At 65.1% G+C, this 21,028-nt stretch carries 18 protein-coding genes; 7 read left to right on the forward strand and 11 right to left on the reverse strand.

Going from position 1 to position 21,028, the window contains the following annotated elements; translation table 11 throughout:
* Window positions 1-144: 144 nt before the first annotated feature.
* Complete coding sequence (locus D3876_RS03520; RefSeq protein WP_119759696.1) at window positions 145-2,553, reverse strand: ligase-associated DNA damage response DEXH box helicase; 2,409 nt, start codon at window positions 2,551-2,553, stop codon at window positions 145-147.
* A gap of 76 nt (window positions 2,554-2,629) precedes the next feature.
* Between D3876_RS03520 and D3876_RS03525 the strand changes: the two genes are divergently transcribed.
* The gene (locus tag D3876_RS03525; RefSeq protein ID WP_147417575.1) at window positions 2,630-3,067 is read left to right on the forward strand and encodes a hypothetical protein; all 438 of its coding nucleotides are present in this window, start codon (window positions 2,630-2,632) and stop codon (window positions 3,065-3,067) included.
* Window positions 3,068-3,073: 6 nt separating this feature from the next.
* Window positions 3,074-4,072 carry a ligase-associated DNA damage response exonuclease gene (locus D3876_RS03530; RefSeq protein ID WP_119759698.1) on the forward strand — a complete coding sequence of 333 codons (999 nt, stop codon included), beginning with the start codon at window positions 3,074-3,076 and terminating at the stop codon, window positions 4,070-4,072.
* Between the two features lie 13 nt (window positions 4,073-4,085).
* Here D3876_RS03530 and D3876_RS03535 read toward each other — a convergent pair whose 3' ends face one another.
* The 4 genes from D3876_RS03535 to D3876_RS03550 all read right to left on the reverse strand — a co-directional run bounded on the left by D3876_RS03535 (window position 4,086) and on the right by D3876_RS03550 (window position 8,303).
* Window positions 4,086-5,600 carry a hypothetical protein gene (locus D3876_RS03535; protein ID WP_147417576.1) on the reverse strand — a complete coding sequence of 505 codons (1,515 nt, stop codon included), beginning with the start codon at window positions 5,598-5,600 and terminating at the stop codon, window positions 4,086-4,088.
* 244 nt (window positions 5,601-5,844) lie between these two features.
* Window positions 5,845-7,227, reverse strand: coding sequence for a phosphoglucomutase/phosphomannomutase PgmG (gene pgmG / locus D3876_RS03540; protein WP_119759700.1), 1,383 nt, complete (start codon window positions 7,225-7,227; stop codon window positions 5,845-5,847).
* A gap of 15 nt (window positions 7,228-7,242) precedes the next feature.
* Complete coding sequence (locus D3876_RS03545) at window positions 7,243-7,518, reverse strand: DnaJ domain-containing protein (RefSeq protein ID WP_182911855.1); 276 nt, start codon at window positions 7,516-7,518, stop codon at window positions 7,243-7,245.
* The gene (locus D3876_RS03550) at window positions 7,518-8,303 is read right to left on the reverse strand and encodes a division plane positioning ATPase MipZ (protein WP_119759701.1); all 786 of its coding nucleotides are present in this window, start codon (window positions 8,301-8,303) and stop codon (window positions 7,518-7,520) included. Before D3876_RS03550 ends, D3876_RS03545 begins: the two co-directional genes overlap by 1 nt.
* 77 nt (window positions 8,304-8,380) lie before the next feature.
* Here D3876_RS03550 and panC point away from each other — a divergent pair, with 77 nt between their 5' ends.
* Entirely contained in the window at window positions 8,381-9,220 is an 840-nt protein-coding gene (panC, locus tag D3876_RS03555; protein ID WP_119759702.1) for a pantoate--beta-alanine ligase, read from the forward strand.
* A 120-nt stretch (window positions 9,221-9,340) separates the two neighbouring features.
* Window positions 9,341-9,637: an SEL1-like repeat protein gene (locus tag D3876_RS03560; protein ID WP_119759703.1), complete on the forward strand. Its 297-nt coding sequence runs from the start codon at window positions 9,341-9,343 to the stop codon at window positions 9,635-9,637.
* 13 nt (window positions 9,638-9,650) lie between these two features.
* On the opposite strand, the gene D3876_RS03565 is transcribed toward D3876_RS03560, so the two are convergent.
* From D3876_RS03565 to D3876_RS03575, 3 genes are all read right to left on the reverse strand, one after another.
* On the reverse strand, window positions 9,651-9,929 hold the full coding sequence (locus tag D3876_RS03565) for an ETC complex I subunit (protein ID WP_119759704.1): 279 nt from the start codon (window positions 9,927-9,929) through the stop codon (window positions 9,651-9,653).
* 65 nt (window positions 9,930-9,994) lie between these two features.
* On the reverse strand, window positions 9,995-12,448 hold the full coding sequence (gene hrpB / locus D3876_RS03570) for an ATP-dependent helicase HrpB (RefSeq protein ID WP_119759705.1): 2,454 nt from the start codon (window positions 12,446-12,448) through the stop codon (window positions 9,995-9,997).
* A 109-nt stretch (window positions 12,449-12,557) separates the two neighbouring features.
* On the reverse strand, window positions 12,558-13,574 hold the full coding sequence (locus D3876_RS03575; protein WP_119759706.1) for a polyprenyl synthetase family protein: 1,017 nt from the start codon (window positions 13,572-13,574) through the stop codon (window positions 12,558-12,560).
* Between the two features lie 101 nt (window positions 13,575-13,675).
* Between D3876_RS03575 and D3876_RS03580 the strand changes: the two genes are divergently transcribed.
* Window positions 13,676-13,954 carry a chorismate mutase gene (locus D3876_RS03580; protein WP_119759707.1) on the forward strand — a complete coding sequence of 93 codons (279 nt, stop codon included), beginning with the start codon at window positions 13,676-13,678 and terminating at the stop codon, window positions 13,952-13,954.
* Between the two features lie 141 nt (window positions 13,955-14,095).
* Here the strand turns inward: D3876_RS03580 and D3876_RS03585 are convergent, their stop codons facing one another.
* The 3 genes from D3876_RS03585 to D3876_RS03595 form a co-directional block, all read right to left on the reverse strand.
* A complete protein-coding gene (locus D3876_RS03585; RefSeq protein WP_238475223.1) occupies window positions 14,096-15,466 on the reverse strand; it encodes a sensor histidine kinase in 1,371 nt (456 codons plus the stop codon).
* A 45-nt stretch (window positions 15,467-15,511) separates the two neighbouring features.
* Window positions 15,512-16,177, reverse strand: coding sequence for a response regulator transcription factor (locus D3876_RS03590; RefSeq protein WP_119759708.1), 666 nt, complete (start codon window positions 16,175-16,177; stop codon window positions 15,512-15,514).
* A gap of 67 nt (window positions 16,178-16,244) precedes the next feature.
* Window positions 16,245-16,559, reverse strand: coding sequence for a PepSY domain-containing protein (locus tag D3876_RS03595; protein ID WP_119759709.1), 315 nt, complete (start codon window positions 16,557-16,559; stop codon window positions 16,245-16,247).
* Window positions 16,560-16,645: 86 nt separating this feature from the next.
* Between D3876_RS03595 and D3876_RS03600 the strand changes: the two genes are divergently transcribed.
* Together D3876_RS03600 and D3876_RS03605 are read left to right on the forward strand one after the other, a co-directional pair.
* Complete coding sequence (locus tag D3876_RS03600) at window positions 16,646-18,430, forward strand: ABC-F family ATP-binding cassette domain-containing protein (protein ID WP_119759710.1); 1,785 nt, start codon at window positions 16,646-16,648, stop codon at window positions 18,428-18,430.
* A 94-nt stretch (window positions 18,431-18,524) separates the two neighbouring features.
* The gene (locus tag D3876_RS03605; protein WP_119759711.1) at window positions 18,525-20,999 is read left to right on the forward strand and encodes a TonB-dependent receptor; all 2,475 of its coding nucleotides are present in this window, start codon (window positions 18,525-18,527) and stop codon (window positions 20,997-20,999) included.
* Window positions 21,000-21,028: the final 29 nt, after the last annotated feature.

The raw sequence follows: 21,028 nt of genomic DNA on the forward strand, positions 1-21,028 counted from the left end.
TTGCGCATTTCAGACCCTCTCCAAAGGGCGGTTCCGCAAAGATTACGCCTCTGCCCACGGCGCGGCAAGGGCAGCACGCCGCAACGCGTCCGCGTTGGACGCCGCATGTTACGCATTCGTCGAAATATGCGTCGGGGCGGCGGTTCAATCGACGCGCATGGCCTCCGCCGCCAGCGTCTCGGCCTCCATCAGCAGCGCGTCGTCGACGGTGCCCTGAGCGACATGTTCGCGGCCGATCAGGACGAGCACGGGCACGGCGAGCGGGGTGATGCGATCGAGCTCGACATGCACCATCGTGTCGGCAGCGCGGTCGAGCAGGTCGGCGAGCCGGCCGACATCGGTCATCTTGGTGCGCGCGTCGGCCCATGCCGCGCGGAGCAAAAGATGGTCGGGCTCGTATTTCCTCAGCACGTCGTAGATCAGGTCGGTCGAAAAGGTCACCTGCCGGCCGGTCTTGCGCTTGCCGGGGTGCTGGCGTTCGACCAGCCCGCCGATCACCGCAACCTCGCGAAAGGCGCGTTTCAATAGATGCGATCCCTGCACCCATTCGACGAACTCGCCCTCGAGGATGTCGGGCGAAAACAGGCTCGCCGGATCGGTGACGGGCTCAAGACTGAAGGTGGCGAGCGCATAGTCGTTGGAAACGAAGCCGATGGGCTTCAATCCCTGACTCTCCATCCGGCGCGTGATGAGCATGCCGAGCGACTGGTGCGCATTCCATCCCTCGAAGCTGTAGGCGACCATATAGTGGCGCCCCTCGTGCGGGAAGGTCTCGACGAGCAGCCGCCCGGGCTCGGGAAGGCGCGAGCGATAGTCCTGAATCTCGAGCCATTCGCGGACATCGTCGGGGAAACGTGCCCATTCGCGCCGGTCGTGGATCAGCGCCTGGACGCGCGCGGCGAGGTTGGTCGAGATCGGCATGCGCGCGCCCATATAGGTCGGCACGCGCGCGGGCCGCGTAGTCGCACGGACAATCAGGTCGGTCTGGTCGATCTTCTCCACTTCGAGGCTGAGGCCCGAGAAGAAGAAAGTATCACCCGTGGAAAGCGACGCGGCGAAATTCTCCTCGACCGTCCCAAGCTTGCGCCCGTTCCGGAAGCGCACGTCGAGTACGGGCGCGTCGACGATGATCCCCGCGTTCATCCGGTACTGTTTGACAAAATCGGGATGGGTGACGCGCCAGCGCCCGTCGCCGTCACGCACGAGCCGGTGGAACCTGTCATAGGCCTTGAGCGCATAGCCACCATTCTCGACGAAATGGAGCACGCGCTTGAAGGTCTCCGCATCGAGCGCGGAATAAGGCAGCGCCGAGCGCACCTCCGCCAGCATTTCAGCCTCGTCGAAGGACGCAGCGCAGGCGCACGCCATCAGGTGCTGGGCAAGCACGTCAAGCGCGCCCGGACGGAAGACGTCGGCGTCGAGTTCGCCCGCCTCGACCGCATCGAGCGCGGCGCGCGCCTCCAGATATTCGAAGCGGTTGCCGGGCACGAGCACCGCTTCGCTCGGTTCGTCCAACCGATGATTGGCGCGACCGATGCGCTGGAGCAGCCGCGACGAGCCTTTGGGCGCCCCCATCTGGATCACGCAGTCGACATCGCCCCAGTCGACGCCGAGATCGAGGCTTGCGGTCGCGACGAGCGCGCGGAGCCTGCCCTCGGCCATCGCCGCTTCGACCTTGCGCCGCGCCTCGCGGCTGAGCGAACCGTGATGGATGCCGATGGGCAGCTTCATCTCGTTGACCTTCCACAGATCCTGGAAGATCAGTTCGGCGAGCGAGCGCGTGTTGCAGAAGACGAGTGTCGTGCGGTGCGTCTCGATCTCGGCCATCACCTGCTCTGCGGCATAACGGCCGGAATGCCCCGACCAGGGCACGCGGTCCTCCGGCAGCAGGATCGATATGTCGGGTTCGGCGCCGGGATCGCCGGTGACGCTGGTGACCATATCGATATCGCCATCTGGCGCGAGCCAGGCGCGATACCCATCCGGATCGGCGACGGTGGCCGACAGCGCAACGCGGCGCATCGCGGGCGCAATCGCCTGAAGCCGGGACAGCGAAAGCGACAGCAGGTCGCCTCGCTTCTGCGTCGCAAAGGCGTGCACTTCGTCGATGACGACGGTCTTCAGCCCCTCAAACATCAGGAAGCTGTCGGGATAGCTGAGCAAGAGGCTGAGCGACTCGGGCGTGGTGAGCAGGATCTGCGGCGGCCGTGCGCGCTGGCGCACCTTGCGATCGGCGGGAGTGTCGCCGGTGCGCGTTTCGACGCGAATATCGAGCCCCATCTCGGCTACAGGCGTGAGCAGGTTGCGCTGAACGTCCACCGCGAGCGCCTTTAGCGGCGAGACGTAGAGCGTATGGAGGCCCGCACCGGGAGACCCGATCAGATCGACGAGCGTGGGCAGGAAGCCCGCCAGCGTCTTGCCCGCGCCCGTGGGCGCGACGAGCATCGCGTGCCGCCCCGCGCGCGCGGCGTCGAGCATCGCAAGCTGATGTCGTCGCGGCGCCCAGCCGCGCATCGCGAACCACTCAGTCAACGCGGGCGGGAGCGCGGTCATCGGCGGCACTATAAGCGTGCCGCGAAAAGAGGATAGCGCCGCTTGCCCGCCGCGCGCGACCTGCTAGACAAGCGCCATGCTGACGGGTCGACTAGTTCTGCGCGCCATCCTGCTCGCTATTGCGGCAATGATGCTTGGCGTTCTCTGCACCATCCTTTGGGTCGCCATATATTCGGCGGTGATAGCGCCGGGCCAGGGGCTCGCATTCTACGAGGATTATGCGGCGCGCGCGGCGCCAACGATCGCGATTGTCACCGGCATACCCATATTGTTCGTCGCCGGCTGGTTCATCGCCCGCAATCTGCCGCGCCGCGAAGGCATCGGCGCCGGCGTGCTGGTTGGTCTGGTCTATACCGTGATCGATCTGGTGCTGCTGCTCGCACTCGCGGGCGAGCTTGATCTTCCCTGGGGGGTATTGGCGCTGTCCTATGGCACCAAGATCGCGGCGGGCGCGGCGGGCGGCTGGCTCGCCACGCGCAATGCGCTGGAAAATACCGGAGACGACCCGATATAGGCCGATGTGACACGGCTCGGATCCTGGATCGAACCCCATGCGGAGGGCATCTACGTGCCCGCCGCCGATATCTGGATCGACCCCTCTACGCCCAAGCCCCGCGCGCTCGTCACGCATGGCCATGCCGATCACGCGCGCGGCGGACACGGCGCGGTCTGGGCGACCCCGGAAACGCTCGCGATCATGGAAGTGCGCTACGGACCGCAGCCGGGCAATCCCGTCGCCTATGGCGAGCGGCTGACACTGGGCAATATCGACGTGAGCTTCGCGCCTGCGGGTCATGTCCTCGGCTCGGCGCAAATCGTGCTCGATCATGCGGGCGAGCGCGCAGTCGTCTCGGGGGACTATAAGCGGCGGCCCGACCCGACCTGCGCGCCCTTCGAGCCGGTGCCTTGCGACATCTTCATCACCGAGGCGACATTCGGGCTTCCGGTGTTCCGCCATCCCGAGACGCATGACGAAATCGACAAGCTGCTCGCTGCGCTCCACGCCAATCCCGATCGCTGCGTGCTTGTGGGCGCCTATGCGCTGGGCAAGGCGCAGCGCGTGATCGCCGAGCTTCGCGCGCTGGGGCACGCCGACCCCATCTATATTCACGGTGCGCTCCAGACGCTGTGCAGCCTTTACGCCGCGCACGGCGTCGAGCTGGGCGAATTGCGCGCCGCCACCGACGCCGACAAGGCGGCGATGCGCGGGGCGATCGTGATCGCGCCGCCTTCGGCGCTGAATGACCGCTGGAGCCGGCGATTGCCTGATCCGATCACCGCAATGGCTTCGGGCTGGATGCGCGTGCGCCAGCGCGCGGTGCAACAGGGCGTCGAGCTGCCGTTGATCCTGTCCGATCATGCCGATTGGGACGAACTTACGCGCACGCTGGTCGAGGTCGCGCCCAGCGAGGTCTGGGTCACCCACGGCCGCGAGGACGCGCTGGTCCATTGGTGCCAGATGCACCAGATCAAGGCGCGCGCGCTCGATCTCGCGGGCTATGACGACGAAGAGAGCTAGAGCAGGGTTCCGGCTATTTGGCGGGCATCGGAAAACGGGCATCCAGCGCCGCAATCAGCTCCGCCGAATCGAAATAGGCATCGGCGGGCAGCGCCGATTCACCTGGCTTCTCGAAAACGATGCGAGCGCTGGTTGTGGACACCCGCATCGGCAGGATCACAAAGCCGGTGCTTCCGCGCTTCTTCGCCAGATAGGCTGCGTGCAGCAGCAGCGCCTCCCCGCCCGCAATGCCGTTGCCACCCTGTACGATCAGCACCTCGCCGCGCTTGTCATCGCGTTTGATCTGCAGATATTTGGAATCGGTCGTCTGGCGGACGCCCGCTGACAGACGCGAATAGTCCCCATCGGTCAGGATCGGACGAATCGTCGCGTAGAGTCGCTTGGTCGCGGCCTCGTTGGTCAGCGCTTCATAATGCGCCTTGATTGCATCGGCGCGGAGTTGCTGGGGGTCGCGGGCAAGCGCCCCCTGAAGCTGCGTCGGCGCGGCGCCCTCACGCAGCAACGCGGTGAGGTGCGCAACCGCCGGCACCGAGGGCGCGAGCCAGCGCGCGCGCGCGGAAAAGATCAAACGCGCATCGTCGATCCTGCCCTGCCTGGCCAGTGTCGCGATGCGCGCGAATTCAAGCAGTTCATCGGTGCGCGCGACGGCATCCTTTTCGCGCTGGCTGTCGGCGCCGGAGATCGCGGCGGCCCGATCGTCATTGGCGCGGCGCGCCAGCGCAATCTGCGCTTCCCCGACCGGGATGTTGCCCCCCAATATATGCTGGATCGCGATCTGCGCGAGAATGTTGGCCGCGACGGTATCGCCTTCGACAAGCGCAACCAGTCCAGCCAGCGTCGCGGCAGCACCCGCGAAGTCGCCCGCCCATTCCTGCGCCTCAGCCAGCTCCAGCCGTGCCTGCGGCGCAAGACGCACGAAATTCGCGTAGAATCCGCGTCGAGCGCCGTCCATCGCGCCATCGGGACGCAGATATTGCTGCGCGCGCAGCAGGTTCTGGATGTCATAGGGCGATTGCGCCGCCATTCGAAGCGCCGCGGCCTCGGCCTCCGCGGGTCGATTCACCCGCACCAAAATCGCCGCCTCAAGCTCGATCGCGGAGAGTGCAAGGCTGCGGAGGAACTCTCCATCCGCAGCGCGTTCGCCACCGATGGCGGGGAAGCTGCGAACGTCGGAAAGCGCCGATTCGAGTTCCTTCGCCTCAACATGGTGGATCGCGCGCGCCAGCATCAGTCGCGAGCGCCGGCGATCATCCCGCTTGCCCTTGCCTTCGGAAAGCGCGGCCGTGCACGCCGCCACGCCTTCGGTGCCAAAACGACGCTCGGCGACATTGTCACTCTCGGGTGCGCCGAGCAGGCCCATCGTACCGATCACAAGCGTCAGTCGCGCAAGCCCTTCGGCCACGCCCATGCCCTTGGACTGACCGTCACAGCGGACATAATCGGATGCGGCCATTGCGGTCGTAGGCGCCACGGTGCCCATGCACGCGGCCAGCAACAGCGCCCTGACGCCAAATCCATTGATGTTCACGAAGCCCCCCGACTTTTGCGTGGTGTCTGGGTAGGCGTGCGTGCGTGCCACTGGCAAGGGGTTGCCGCCTCGACGGGCCCAAAAAAAAGCCGCCCCAAAGGGACGGCTTGGAAAGTTTTTAGGAGAGGATGCCTGAAAGGCACGCTCTATGTGCACTGCAGCATGATTTTGTGCAAGTGCGAATGACATCGATAGACATGCAAAAAATGCAATTTACCGCATTTCCGCGGTTGTCCGGACAAATTCAATGCCCTGCCTGCGCCCCTCGTTCGATCCCTGAGGCGGCGAGCTGCGAATCGATCTGGCCCATCAGCCGTTCGAGCCCCGCTTCGTCCTTCGCCTCGGCGCGCGCCACCAGCACGTCCTGCGTGTTCGAAGCGCGCAGCAGCCACCAGCCATCGGCGGTATTGACGCGCGCGCCATCGGTGTCGTTGACCTCGGCGCCATCAGCCTTCAGTCGCGCGAGCACTTCGTCAATCACCGCGAATTTGCGGCTTTCATCGACCTGGAAACGCATTTCGGGCGTGTTGACCATGTCGGGCATCGCGTCCTTGATTTCGGTGAGCGACTTGCCCGACTGGCGTATCGCGCTCATCAGCCGCACCGCAGCATAGATCGCATCGTCAAAGCCGTAATAATCCCAGGCGAAGAAGATGTGGCCGCTCATCTCGCCACCCAGCGGCGAATCGACCTCCTTCATCTTGGCCTTGATGAGCGAATGGCCGGTCTTCCACATCAGCGGCTTGCCGCCGAGTTCGGTAACGCGGTCGTAGAGCGCCTGGCTGGTCTTGACGTCGGCGATGATCGTGCCGCCGGGAACGGCTTTCAGCACCGGTTCGGCGAGAATGCCGAGGAGCTGATCGCCCCAGATCACGCGGCCTTCGCCGTCGATAGCGCCGATCCGGTCGCCATCGCCGTCGAAAGCCACACCGAAATCGAGCTTCTTTTCGGCGACGAGCGCTTTCAGATGCGCGAGATTCTTTTCCTCGGTCGGATCGGGATGATGGTTGGGGAAATTCGCGTCGACATCGGTGAAGAGCAGATGATGCTCACCCGGGAGCAGCTTCACAAGCTTCTCGATCACCGGTCCCGCTGCGCCGTTGCCCGCGTCCCAGCCGATCCGGTACGCGCCGCCCGCATAGCCGGCGAGCAGCCGCCCGACATAATCGTCCATGATGTCGGCATTCGAGACGGTGCCCTTGCCCTCGAGCCAGTCGCCCTCGGCGGCCATGCTTCCGATCTTCAGGATGTCGGCGCCGTAAAATGGCGCGTGCTGAAGCACCATCTTGAAGCCGTTATAATCGGCGGGGTTATGGCTGCCGGTTATCTGTATGCCGCCATCAACCTCCAGCACCGCCTCGGCATAATAGAGCATTGGCGTGGGGCCGAGCCCGACACGCACCACGTCGATGCCGGTTTCGACCAGGCCCTTGATCAGCGCGGCCTCGAGCATCGGTGAGGATTCGCGGCCATCATAGCCCACCGCAACGCGCGTGCCGCCGGCGCGGCGCACGAACGTGCCGAAGCCGCGACCTATTGCATAGGCATCGTTCTGGTGGAGCGTCTTTCCGACAATTCCGCGAATGTCATATTCGCGCAACGTCGTCGGGTCGAAAACATGGCTCATCAAAGGCTCCGTCGTTCAGTCGGTTTGGGACGGTGCCTGAACGCCCGACTTGAGCAACAGGTCACGCGCCGCATTAATTTTTCTCGCAAGTTCCTCGCTGCCCCCCGCATCGGGATGGACGCGGGCGATGATCCGACGGTGCGCCGCGCGGATCTCGTCGGCCGTCGCGCCGGGCTGAACGCCCAGCAGCAGCCTTGCCTCGTCGGGCGACATCGCCGGGCCCACCTTGTGCCCCTTCCACCATAGCCAGATGATCGCGATGATCCCGAGAAGGAGGATCAGCTTTGCCATCAGGCCGCGTTCGCAGTTGCTTCGGGCAGCGCAAGCCCGGAGATCATCTCGCGTAGTTCCTGCCGCGCGGCGATGTGGCTGATGCCCAGTTCGCCCAGTTCCTGCAGGTCGAGCAGCGTCACGCCCTTGGGAAAGAGTTCGCGGTAGATCACGCGCTCGCCAAGACCGGGAATCACGCGGAAGCCGACGCGCTTGGAAAGCTCGGCCAGCGCATCGCCGACGCGGCGCATATTGCGCGCCTCGACATGCTGGAGGCGGTTGCGCAGCACGACCCAGTCGACCGTGCCGCCATCGGCCTTGGCGCGCGCCTTGCGCGCATCCCACACCATCTCGGCATAGAAGCTGGGGCGCTTGACCTTGTATGTTTCCGAGTCGACCTGACCGATCAGGTCGAGGTCGATGAAGCTGTCGTTGATCGGCGTGACGAGCGTGTCAGCCTTGCTTGCCGCGGCACGCGCCAGCGGATCGTCGCGCCCGGGGGTGTCGATGACGAGAAATTCGACATCGCGCGTCAGCGAATCGAGCTTGGTCTCGAAGGTTTCGGGGCTGCCGTCGCTGACCACGTCAAAAGCGGGGATGTCGAGCCCGAGCAGGTGGCGCTTCGCGGTGTCCTGCCGGTTCTCCAGATATCGCGCGAGCGTCTTCTGCCGCCCGTCGAGATCGAGCGCAGCGACGCGCCGCCCCGCCTTGGCCAGCCCGATCGCGGTGTGAACGGCGCTGGTAGATTTACCGCTGCCGCCCTTTTCGTTCGCGAACACAATCAGATGAACGCCATTGACCGCCATGCAGAATTTCCGCCCCTTTAAAATGCAACCTTGCCCCCCTAAGAGCAGCCTCCGGCAATATCGGAGGCAAAGGCAGCGTGCAAACGGTCCGTGATCTCGACAGTCTCAGAGTGGCAATTGATGAGTTCAGAACCGAAGGGCATCGCGTTGCCCTGGTGCCCACCATGGGCGCGCTGCATGCGGGACATATGGCGCTGATCGAGGCCGCGAAGGCCCGGGCGGACCGCGTCGTCGCGTCGATTTTCGTCAATCCGAAACAGTTCGGCCCGAACGAAGATTTCGATGCCTATCCGCGCAAGGAGAATGCCGACGCAGCGATGCTCGAAGCCGCGGGCTGCGCGTTGCTCTGGCTGCCCCCGGTCGAGGTGATGTACCCCGACGGCTATTCGACCAACATTTCAGTATCGGGTGTCACCGAGCATCTCGACGGCGCCGCACGCCCGGGCCATTTCGATGGCGTCGCTACCGTCGTCGCCAAGCTGTTCAATCAGGTGCAGCCCGATATAGCGCTGTTCGGCGAGAAGGATTACCAGCAGCTCGCGGTGATTCGCCGCATGGTGACCGACCTCAATGTCCGCATCGAGATCGAGGGCGTCCCGACCCAGCGCGAGGAGGACGGCCTCGCGCTGTCTTCGCGCAATATCTATCTCTCGCCCGAAGAACGCGAAGCGGCGCGCGTGCTGCCCCGCGCGCTGGGCGAGGCCGCGCGCGCAATTGCGGCCGGTGGCGATGTCGCCGAAGCGCTGACCAAGGCCAGGGGGATGCTGGCCAAGGCGGGCTTCGATCCGATCGACTATGTCGCGCTCCACGACGCGGGAACGCTTGATCCGCTGACGGTCTTTGATCGTCCCGCGCGGCTGTTCGCGGCAGCGCGAATCGGGCGCACGCGCCTGATCGACAATCTTGCCGTTGAATAAGCTATTGAAAAATTGTGATTGATTTTGACGAATGATCAAAGCTGATTTGCGTTAACCATTTTTTTAACGCCTTTCCCCGAAGCTGCTTGTCGACAGAAGTGTCGAACGGGGGAATGGGGAATGGCACATAGTCTGAGTGCTGCGATCCTGCTGATGGAAAGCCGGCTCGCCGATGCAGCAAAGGGCGACTCAAGGGCCTGCTTCGATCTGGGCATCGCTTATTCATCGGGAACAAGCGGCGTCGAGGTCGACCTGATCCAGGCGCATAAATGGTTCAATCTCGCGGCGCTGAAGGGCAATATCCGTGGCCAGGAATGCCGTGCCGAGATTGCGCACGAGATGAGCGGCTGGGAAATCGCCGAAGCACAGCGCCAGGCGCGCGCATGGTTGCAGGAAACCGGTCGCGCCGCGGCCTGACGGCCTCAGGCCCTTAACGGAAGTTGTCGGCGTAGGCCTGGAGCTTGAGCTTGCGCTCGGGCGCGGCGACGACGTGATACGCAATGCCCTGCCGCTCGGCATAGGCCTTCGCGGCTTCGGCGTCGGCGAAATAAAGCTGCACCTGCTCGCGCGTGTCCCCAGAACCGGCCCAGCCCATCAGCGGATCAGGGCGCTTGGCTTCGGCGGGCTCGAATTCCAGCACCCAGCGAGTGGTGAGCGCCCTGCCCGACTGCATCGCATTCTTGGGGGTCTGATAGATACGCGCAGCCATGTCCGTTTCCCTGATTTCAGCGCCCGTCCAGTGCCCGAAGCGCGCCGGAGTCGTCAAGTGCAGCGTTACGAACGTCGCGCGTCAGCCTTTTTGGTGCGTAACGTGGCATTTGCGGCGGCGGGATCGTCGGGCCAGGGGTGTTTGGGATAGCGCCCGCGCATCTCCTTGGCGACATCGACCCAACTCCCGCTCCAGAATCCAGGCAGATCGCGCGTCGTCTGTATCGGCCGTCCTGCCGGCGAGGTCAGGCTGAGCACCAGCGGCACGCGCCCGCCCGCGACCGTCGGATGCGTCGCCAGCCCGAACAGCGCCTGGACGCGCGTGGTGACGGTGGGCCCGCCTTCAGCTTCATAATCGATCGCGTGCGTGCTGCCTGCAGGCGTGGTGAACTCGGCGGGCGCGAGCGTATCGACGCGCTTGCGTCCGTCCCAGCCAAGGACGCCGTCAAACGCGCCCGACAGTGCCGAGGCGCTGATCTCCGAGAGCCGCCGCTTGCCCGCGACGAGCGCGGGCAACCACTCGTCGAGCGTGGCGAGCAGCGCCACATCGGACAGGTCGGGCAAGGAAGCATCATGCGCGCGCGCGAATTGTGCACGCAGCCGCAGTGCGGCGGCATTGTCGCTCCACGGCAGCAGGTCGAGCCCGTGCGTGCGAACACCCTCGACGAGCGCGGCGGCAATTGCGGATGGATCGGCCTTGGCATCCTGCCCCCTGGCGAGCTGGATCGCGCCCAACCACCGACCATGCATAGCCCTTACGCCTCCGGTGGCCGGATCGAAGGTCACATGCGCGCCGCTCTCGATGCGGTCGCCGAACAGCGCTTCCACGGTGGCCAGGTCGATCTGCGCGGCCGACAGGATTCGTGCGCCCGACGCAGCGCCCTGGATCTCTGCCACCGCGAGCCATTCGGCGCGCGCGAGCGGCGAGGCAGGATCGAGCCGAAAGCCGCGCCCGCCGACCGAAATCCAGTTGGCGCCATCGGCGTCGCGGCGTTTCGACAGCCGATCAGGAAATGCGAGCGCAATACAGGCGCCAAAATCGCCGTTCGTATCGAGTGAGGCCGCTTTGCCGGCGAGCGTCTCCCATCGCTGCGCCAGCTTCCTTGCCGCCTGAGCGCGTTGGCCGCGTTCACCGTGCCAGCGCCGCAGACGCAGTTCTAGATCGGCGTCGTTGCCTCCCAGCCCACGTTCGGATAGCAGAACCGCCACCTCCGCGGCCAGCCCGCCCCAGCCGCGCACGTGGGCTTCGACCAGCATATGGGCGAGGCGCGGCGGCAAAGGCAGTTTCGCGATCGCCGCACCATGCGGCGTCGGCCGGCCGTCCGCATCCAGCGCGCCCAGCGTCTGCAGCCGACGCCGCGCCTCCGCGATCGCGGCCAAGGGAGGCGGGTCGATCCAGTTGAGCGTGCGCGGGTCATGGACACCCCAGAGCGCACAATCGAGAAGGAGCGGCGACAGATCGGCCTCAAGGATTTCGGGTGGATCGAAACGCGGCAGCCCCGCGGTAGCCGCCTCTTCCCACAGCCGATAGGCGACGCCCGGCGACTGGCGCGCGGCGCGGCCCGCGCGCTGCGTGACCGCGGCCTGACTGGCGCGTTCGGTGACGAGCCTGGTCATTCCCGCGGCGCGATCGTAGCGCGGACGCCGCGCCAGCCCGCTGTCGACGACGACGCGGACCCCGTCGAGCGTCAGGCTGGTTTCAGCGATGCTCGTGGCGAGCACGAGCTTGCGCTTGCCCGCAGTCGCGGCTGCGATCGCTGCACGCTGTGCGGCGGGATCGAGCGTGCCGTGCAGACGGTGAAGCTCGACATCGCCGGGAAGCCCGGCCAGACGTTCGGCGGTGCGCTCGATCTCGGCAACGCCGGGTAGGAAGGCGAGCACCCCGCCTGCTTCTTCGGCCAGCGCGCGACGGATCGCTCCGGCCATCTCATCCTCGATCCGCGCCTCTGCTTTGCGGCCGAGGTGCCTGAGCCTCAGCGAATGGCTGCGCCCCTCGCTTTCTATCACTGGTGCATCGCCCATCAGTCCCGAGAAACGCGCGCCATCGAGTGTGGCCGACATCGCGATGAGGCGAAGGTCGGGCCGCAGCCCGCCCTGCGCATCAAGCGCGAGCGCCAGCCCGAAATCGCTGTCGAGGCTGCGCTCATGAACCTCGTCGAACAGAACTGCGGATATGCCGGCGAGTTCGGGATCGGTCTGGATGCGGTTAACGAAGATGCCCTCGGTCAACACCAGTACGCGCGTCGCAGCGGACTGCCTGCTGTCCATCCGCGTCGCATAGCCGATTGTCTTGCCGACGGGCTCACCTGCCAGCATCGCCATGCGCTCGGCAGCGGCGCGTGCGGCAAGACGGCGGGGCGAAAGGAGCAGGATTTGACCCGTGCACCAGCGCTGATCGAGCAATGCCGGCGCGACCGCGGTGGTCTTGCCCGCGCCGGGCGGGGCAACGAGGACAGCGTTGGATTGCTCGCGCAGAACGGCAAGCAGCTCAGGCAAGACGGCGTGGATGGGAAGCGTCATAAAGCCCCTCCCTTCCAAGGAAGGGGTTGGGGTGGGTAGATGTCAGGACAGAAGGCTCGCTTCGCTCGCACCCACCCCTGCCCCTCCCTTGAAAGGGAGGGGTGCAACATCAATAAGCCCGCGCGATGGCGAACTCGACCGCCTCGACGAGCGTCGATTTGGCCTGGCTGCTGCCGAAGCTGCCAAGCGCATCGATCGCGCGCTGACCATAGTGACGCGCACGCTCGATGGTGTCGGCAATCGCGCCTGTCTGCTCGAGCAGCGACTTGGCGTGCGCCAGATCGTCGTCGCCGATCCGGTGGCCGTGCATCGCATCGCGCCAGAAACTGCGGTCTTCAGCGCTCCCGCGCGCATGTGCGAGGATGACGGGCAGCGTGACCTTGCCGTCGCGGAAGTCGTCGCCCACGCCCTTGCCCATCGTTTCCGCGTCCGAGGCATAGTCGATTGCGTCGTCGACGAGCTGGAAGGCGATGCCGAGATTGCGGCCATAGGCGTCGAGCGCGAGTTCATCCGCCTCGGGACGCTCCGCGACCACCGCGGCGATGCGGCAGGCGGCGGCGAACAGTGCGGCGGTCTTGGCGCCGATGATCTGGAGATAGCGGTCCTCGCCCGTCTCGACCTGTCGCTGCGCGGTGAGCTGGTTGACCTCGCCCTCGGCGATCACGGCGGATGCATTTGAAAGGATGCGCAGCGCCTTGAGGCTGCCATCCTCGACCATCAGCTCGAACGAACGGCTGAACAGGAAATCGCCGACGAGCACGCTCGCGGGATTGCCCCAGATCAGGTTGGCGGTGCGGCGACCGCGGCGAAGGTCCGATTTGTCGACGACATCGTCGTGCAGCAGCGTCGCGGTATGGATAAACTCGACCGAGGCGGCGAGCTTGTGATGGCGCGTACCCGTATAATCGAGCATCCGCGCGCAGGCGAGCATCAGCATCGGCCGCATCCGCTTGCCGCCGCCCGCGATCAGATGCCCGGCCAGCTCGGGGATCAACGGGATATCAGACTGCATCCGCGCAAGGATGACGCTGTTCACCTGATTCATATCGTTGGCGACGAGCGCCATCATCGGTTCGAGCGAAGGCGCGCGGCCCGACGGGTTCAGGCGGTGAATCGTTGCGGTCATGACAGTGTGGCTCTGGCCCCGCGCACCGCGTTATGCAAGCGATATGGCCTTGCTTTCGCAGTGTCATGCAACGAAAAGCCGCCAGATCGAGGAGACTGTGAATGAGCGACGACCGGCTGAGGCATTACCGCGAGAGCATCGACAATATCGACGCGGCGCTCGTATTCATGCTTGCCGAGCGCTTCAAGGTCACGCAGGCGGTGGGCCGCTACAAGGCGGAAAACGGGCTTCCCCCCGCCGATCCGGGGCGCGAGGAGCGCCAGATCGAGCGGCTCAGGAAGCTGGCGCACGATGCAAATCTGGATCCTGAGTTTTCCGAGAAATTCCTGCGCTTCATCATCGACGAAGTCATTCGCCACCACGAGAAGCTGCGCGGTTAGAGTGTAGCGCAAATGAATTGACCCGCTCATCCTGAGGAGGGACTGAGCGAAGGAAGGCCCGTCTCGAAGGACCCTTCGAGACGCCGTTTCGCCAAGCTCAACGGCTCCTCAGGATGAGCGGGTCAATTCGATCAAGGAGAGCTATGCCGCGGCGGGCAAGCGCAAGCGCGCGAGCAGCCCGCCCAGATCCTCGCTTTCCTCGAGCGACACGCTGCCGCCATAAATCTCGGCAACATCGCGCACGATCGCGAGACCGAGGCCGGTGCCGGGCTTGCCCGTGTCGAGCCGCACGCCACGATCGAATATGCGCTGGCGTTCCTCCTCGGGAATGCCCGGGCCGTCATCCTCGACGAGCATCTCAACGAAATCGCCTGCGCGCGCGATCGTCACGAACACACTGCCCCCGCCATATTTGGCGGCGTTCTCGATCAGATTGCCGAGCATCTCGTCGAGGTCCTGGCGCTCGACATGCACAGCGAGGTCTCGCGGCCCGTCCATGTCGAAACGGACATGGTCGTAGAGTCGGCCGACCGCGCGCTCGACCGATTCGAGGCTGGGCCAGACGTCCGCACGGCTGTGCGCATGGCCGCGGCGGCCGACGGCGCGCGCACGCGCCAGATGATGGTCGACCTGGCGTCGCATCGTCGCGGCCTCGCGGATCACGGTATCGGCGAGATCGGGCGCCTGCGCGGTCGCGGCATTCATGATGACGGTGAGTGGCGTCTTGAGCGCATGCGCAAGATTGCCCGCGTGTCGCCGCGCTTCCTCGGCCTGCTTCTCATTGTGCTCGAGCAAGGCATTCAGCTCCTCGACCATGGGCTGGACCTCATTGGGCATGGTCGAGGCCTCGACGCGGTTCGCGCGCCCGGCGCGCATCTCGCCGATCGACTGCCTGATCCTGTTGAGCGGCCACAGCCCATAAAGCGTCTGCAAGCCCGCCAGCACGATCAGCCCCAGCCCAAGCAGCGCGAAGCTGCGCACCAGCGTGCGGCGGAGCACGGCGATCTGTTCGTCGAGCCCTACGCGGCTCTCGGCCACCTGAAAGCGCCAGAGGACGGGCGAATCGGGCAGGCGGATATCGCGTTCGAGGATGCGCAACGCCTCATCGGGGAATTCGCGACTGTCATAGGCATGGGCATCGCTGTCGGTATGCGCAGGGCCCGCCGCGAGCCGGCGATCCCAGAGCGAGCGCGACGGAAAGGCCTCGAAACCCTTACCCGTCACCTGCCAGTAGAGCCCCGAATTGGGCTCAAGGAAGCGCTGGTCGGCAAGCGCACGGCTGAAGCGCATCTCCCCATCGGGCCCGATCTCGGCCGAAGCGACCATCGAGCGCAGCACATATTCGAGCTGCGCGTCGAAATTGCGCGTGATCGCGCTCGTCAGCACGCGATCGAGCGCAAGGCCGCCACCGGCGAGCAGCAACAGAATCCACAGCGCCGCGATCGTGATCATCCGGCGCGTGAGCGACCCGGTGGTGCGCCGCTTCTGTTCGATCGGGAGGGCTTCGGTCATCGCGAATGGGGCTTCGGGCCGCGCGGTCATGGGCGGCGTTGACCGTCAGCCTTCGGGATCGTCGAGGCTGTAGCCCAGTCCGCGGATCGTGGAGATCACGTCGGCACCGAGTTTCTTGCGGATCCGCGTGACGAACACCTCTATCGTGTTCGAATCGCGGTCGAAGTCCTGATCGTAAATGTGTTCGATCAGCTCGGTGCGGCTGACCACCTTGCCCTTGTGATGGAGCAGATAGCTCAAAAGCTTGTATTCCTGCGCCGTCAGCTTGACCGGTGAGCCCGCGAGCGTGACCTTGCCCGAACGCGTGTCGAGGCGGACGTCGCCCGCGGTGAGTTCCGAAGAGGCATTGCCCGACGCGCGACGGATGAGCGCGCGCAGCCGCGCGATCAGTTCCTCCGACTGGAAGGGCTTGGCGAGATAATCGTCGGCGCCGGCATCGAGCCCGGCCACCTTGTCCGACCAACTGTCGCGCGCGGTGAGCACGAGCACGGGCATCACCTTGCCCTCCTTGCGCCAGCGATCGAGCACGGTCAGCCCATCGATTTCGGGAAGTCCCAAATCGAGCACGACCGCGTCGTAATTCTCGGTCGAACCCATGAAATGCCCATCCTCGCCATCGGTGGCGAGATCGACCGCATAACCGACGCCTTCGAGCGTCTGGCGGAGCTGCTGGCCGAGACTGGGTTCGTCCTCAACGATCAAAACGCGCATGCATTCCCCTTCATTATCCTGGGGCCGGCGAGGCGGCCCGGTCGCTCATTGCTGCGAGCTGGGAGCCTCAACGGCCCGAACGGCCGATGACCTGACCATTACGCGCGTCGACGTCTATCCAGAAGACCTGGACATCGCGCCGGAACTTCAGACGATAGACCGAACGCGCACGATCGAACTCTGGCCCCAGATACTCCGCGCCGCGCGCCGAGGGAAGCACCCTCGCCTCGATCTGGCGGAGCGACATGACCTGGCCCTTCTGATGCGCCTCATAAGCCGATTCCTGGTCGCCGCGGCGCGCATCGGCGGCGGCGGCTCCCATCAGCAGAGTCGCGCCAATCGCAACGGAAAGCGGGGAAAAGAGGCGGTTCATCGTCGTCATGGGCTTGTGGCATAGGGCGAAAGCGTTGAATAGGCCATGAATAGCCGCTTCATCCGGCCGTCATCCACGTCATTCAGAGAATCACCATGTCAGCCCCCGTTCTTGCCTATGAAAATCTCGGCGTCGTCCAGGGGAGCGGGTGGCTGTTCCGCGGGCTCGACCTGTTCATCGGCGAGCGCGACCGGCTGGCGCTGATCGGCCGCAACGGCGCGGGCAAGACGACGCTGCTGAAACTCATCGCGGGAACAATCGACTGCGACGAAGGGCGCCGGACGATCGTTCCGGGCACCAATGTCGTCATGCTCGAACAGGAACCCGCCATGGCGGGGCACGCGACGCTGCTCGATTTCACGCTCTCGGGCACCAATGCGCCCGAGCAGCATGAGGTGGAAGCGATCGCGCACCAGATCGGCATCGACCTTTCGCGCGAGGCAGCAACGGCCTCGGGCGGCGAGCGCCGCCGTGCAGCAATCGCGCGCGCGCTGGCAATGAGGCCCGATGTGCTGCTGCTCGACGAGCCCACCAACCATCTCGACCTCGCGGCGATCGACTGGCTCGAGAACTGGCTGGGGCGCTATAATGGTGCGTTCATCGCGATCAGCCACGACCGTACCTTCCTGACCCGGCTCACGCGGCAGACGCTGTGGCTCGACCGCGGCAACATCCGTCGCAGCGAGATCGGCTTTGGCGGCTTCGATGCGTGGACCGAAAAGGTCTATGCCGAGGAGGAACGCGCCGCCGAGAAGCTCGACGCCAAATTGAAGCTGGAGCTCCACTGGCTCGCGCGCGGCGTGACCGCGCGGCGCAAGCGCAATCAGGGCCGGCTCGAGGCGCTCCACAAGATGCGTGCGCAGCGCGCCGCGATGATCGGTCCGCAGGGCGCGGCCAAGCTCGCGATCGAGGCCGATGACGTCCGGACCAAGAGCGTGATCACCGCGGAGGGAGTGACCAAACGCTTTGGCGAGCGCGCGGTGATCAAGGATTTCAGCTTCAAGGTGCAGCGCGGCGACCGGATCGGCATCGTCGGGTCTAACGGTGCAGGCAAGACGACGCTGCTCAGGCTGCTCACGGGCGAGATCGCCCCCGACGAGGGCAAGGTGACGCTCGCCAAGACGCTCGATGGCGTGATTATCGATCAGCAGCGCAGTCTGATGGCGCCCGAAAAGCGCGTGCGCGACGTGCTGGCCGAGGGCGGCGACTGGATCGAGGTGCGCGGCGTCAAGAAGCACATCCAGGGCTATCTCAAGGAATTCCTGTTCGAGCCCGGTCTTTCGGATGCGAAAGTCGGCACGCTTTCGGGCGGCGAGCGATCGCGGCTGCTGCTTGCACGCGAATTCGCGCGGCGGAGCAACCTGCTCGTGCTCGACGAGCCCACCAACGATCTCGATCTCGAAACGCTGGACCTGCTCCAGGAGGTGATCGCCGATTATGACGGCACGGTGCTGATCGTCAGCCACGACCGCGACTTTCTCGACCGAACGGTGACAGTGACGCTGGGGCTCGATGGATCGGGCAAGGTCGATGTCGTCGCGGGCGGCTATGCCGACTGGGAGCGGAAACGCGTCGCGCGGGCTGAGCCCAAAAAGGCGACGGTGAAGGCGTCTGTTTCGGCAGCTCCGGAACCCGCGCGGCAGCGAACCAAACTGTCGTACAAGGATCAGCGCGATTTCGACCTTCTGCCCGGGCGGATCGAAGAGATTGAGGCGGCGATCGCGCGCGATGAGGCGGCGCTGGCGGATCCCGATCTATACACGCAGAATCCCGCGCGCTTCGAACAGCTTACGAAGACGATCGATGCCGCGCGCGTAGAGCGCGATGCGGCAGAGGAACGGTGGCTGGAACTGGCGGAGATGGTCGAAGAGCTGGGATAATTTGCGACAATACTAAGAATGGCTCGCAATAGCATTGACATTGCGAGGCGCTCTCAATAGCAGCGGCCCCAACAGCAAAAGGGGGTTTACTGCCGTGTCCACCAAGTCGTCGCCCAAGCCCGCACGCCACGCCGCATCGCCCGCGTTCCTCGCGCTCACCTGTGTCGGATTCCTCTCCTCGGCTCCCGCGTTCGCAACCGACGCGGTCGATACCCCCGCAACCGACCCTGTCGAACAGCGCGCCATCATCGTCACGGGCGAAGCCGAGGCGGAGGTCGAATCGCCCAAGGCGACCGCGCCGCTGCTCGACACGCCGCAGACGATCACGGTTATTTCGGACCAGACGCTCCGCAAGCAGAACCTGCTGACCTTGCGCGACGCGCTGGCGACGATCCCGGGCATCACCTTTGGTGCGGGCGAAGGCGGCGGCGGTTACGGCGACAGCATCAACCTGCGCGGCTATTCGGCGAATAACGACATCACGCAGGACGGCGTGCGCGACAGCGCGCAATATACGCGCTCCGATCCGTTCAACCTTCAGCAAATCGAGGTCTATAACGGCGCCAATTCGGTGTTCAACGGATCGGGCTCGGTCGGCGGCACGATCAACCTGGTATCCAAGGTGCCGCAGCCGACCGACCTGACGATCGTCCAGGGCAGCGTCGGCACCGACAATTACTATCGCGGCACGATCGACAGCAATGTTCGCGTCAACGATCTGATCGCGGTGCGGCTGAACGCCGCCTATCACCGCAGCGACGTTCCCGGCCGCGACGTGGAGAAGTACCAGCGTTGGGGTGTCGCCCCCTCGATCACCCTCGGCATCGAGGGTCCGACCAGCCTGACGCTCGCCTATTTCCACCAGCGCGACGACAATATCCCGATCTACGGCGTGCCCTATTTCAAAAACCAGCTCAATGACGGTCCGCTGGAGGAGGTCGACGACAGCGACTATTTCGGCATCCGCAACCTCGACGAGCAGGAAACCACGGTCGACCGGCTGACCGCGACATTCAGCCATGATTTCAGTGACTCAGTCACGATCCGCAATCTCACCCGCTGGCAGCGCGTCCACCAGTACAGCCAGACCAGCGCGCCGCAGGGCACCTTCTGCCTTACGGAAACCGGTCGCCAGCCCATTTCGGGCGGCGCGAACGACAGCGTCGGCCTTGCCTGCACCGCGACGATCAACAATGTCTCGATCAACAATGCGCCGATAGCCAATGTGACGGTGACGGTGCCCCCCGGCTTTTTCCAGCCCAACGGCCCGCGCGGCCTTGTTCGCGACCAGTTGAACCAGTTGCTGCACAACCAGACCGACCTGCGCGTCATCTCGGGCGAGCAGGGCAAGCTGCGCAACACGCTGGTGATCGGCGCTTCGCTGAGCTGGGAGGATTACAGCATCACGACCGCGTCGCTGGCGCGCAATGCCGCCGGTGCGGCGGTGCTGCTGCCGCAGATCAGCCTCGCCAACCCCGACACCGTCTACACGGGCCCGATCAATTTCACGGTCACCGCGCGGTCCAGGAGCGAGTCGCGCAACAAGGCGATCTATGCCTTCGACACGCTCGAGATCGGATCGATGTTCGAGCTCAACGGCGGCATTCGCTACGAGAGCAACAAGGCCGATTTCCGCAACGTTCCGCTCGCCTTCTACCCGCCGGGCACGACGCCGCTCACCGCGCTCCAGCAGCTTCCGCAGCAGAGCGACGAAACGCTGTTCTCATGGCGCGCGGGCGCGGTGTTCAAGCCCGTCGAAACCGTCAGCCTCTATGCCGCCTATGGCAACTCGAAGACGCCGTCGTCGGCGACCGTGCGACTGGGCTGCGGCGTCGTCCCGCCGCAGGGCGCCGCCAATCCCTGCTCGGTGGCACCCGAAAAGGCGCGCAATATCGAGTTCGGGATCAAGGCCGATGTGCTCGACAATGCGCTTCAGCTCACCGCTGCGATCTTCCGCAACGAGCGCACCAATTTCCGCATCCCGTCCAACGACACGACGCTTCCGTCGGGGCTCCAGGTGCTCGACGGGCGCTCGCGCGTCGACGGGATCGCGCTGGGCGCGACGGGGAAGATCACGCCCGACTGGACGATCTTCGCCAACTATACTTACCTCAAGAGCAAGGTGCTGCAGAGCGTCTCCGACTTCTGCCTCGCCAATCCGGGCCGGACGGGCTGCAACAACAGCGCAGCCATCCCCGATCCGCAACGCGGCGACGAACTGGTGCAGACTCCGAAGCATGCGGGCAGCCTCTTCACCAGCTACACGCTGCCCTTTGGCCTCGAGATCGGTTACGGCCTGACCTATCAGGGCAGTTTCGCGCTGCACCAGAGCGCGCTGCTCAACCAGCGGCAATATCGTTCCGACGACTATCTGATCCACCGCGCCTTCCTGTCCTATGCCTTCGACAACGGGCTGACGGCGCAGTTGAACGTCCAGAACTTCACCAACGAGCGATACTTCACCAATATCCGCAACAACATCAACGCGACGAGCGGCGCGGTGACGGGCGGCTGGGCGGCACCCGGCGAGGACCGGTCGGCGGTGCTGAGCCTGTTCTACAGCTTCTGATGCGCAAATAGGGGGATGGCCGGCGGGAT

The sequence above is a fragment of the Sphingomonas cavernae genome, from assembly GCF_003590775.1.
Taxonomy (GTDB): Bacteria; Pseudomonadota; Alphaproteobacteria; order Sphingomonadales; family Sphingomonadaceae; genus Sphingobium_A; species Sphingobium_A cavernae.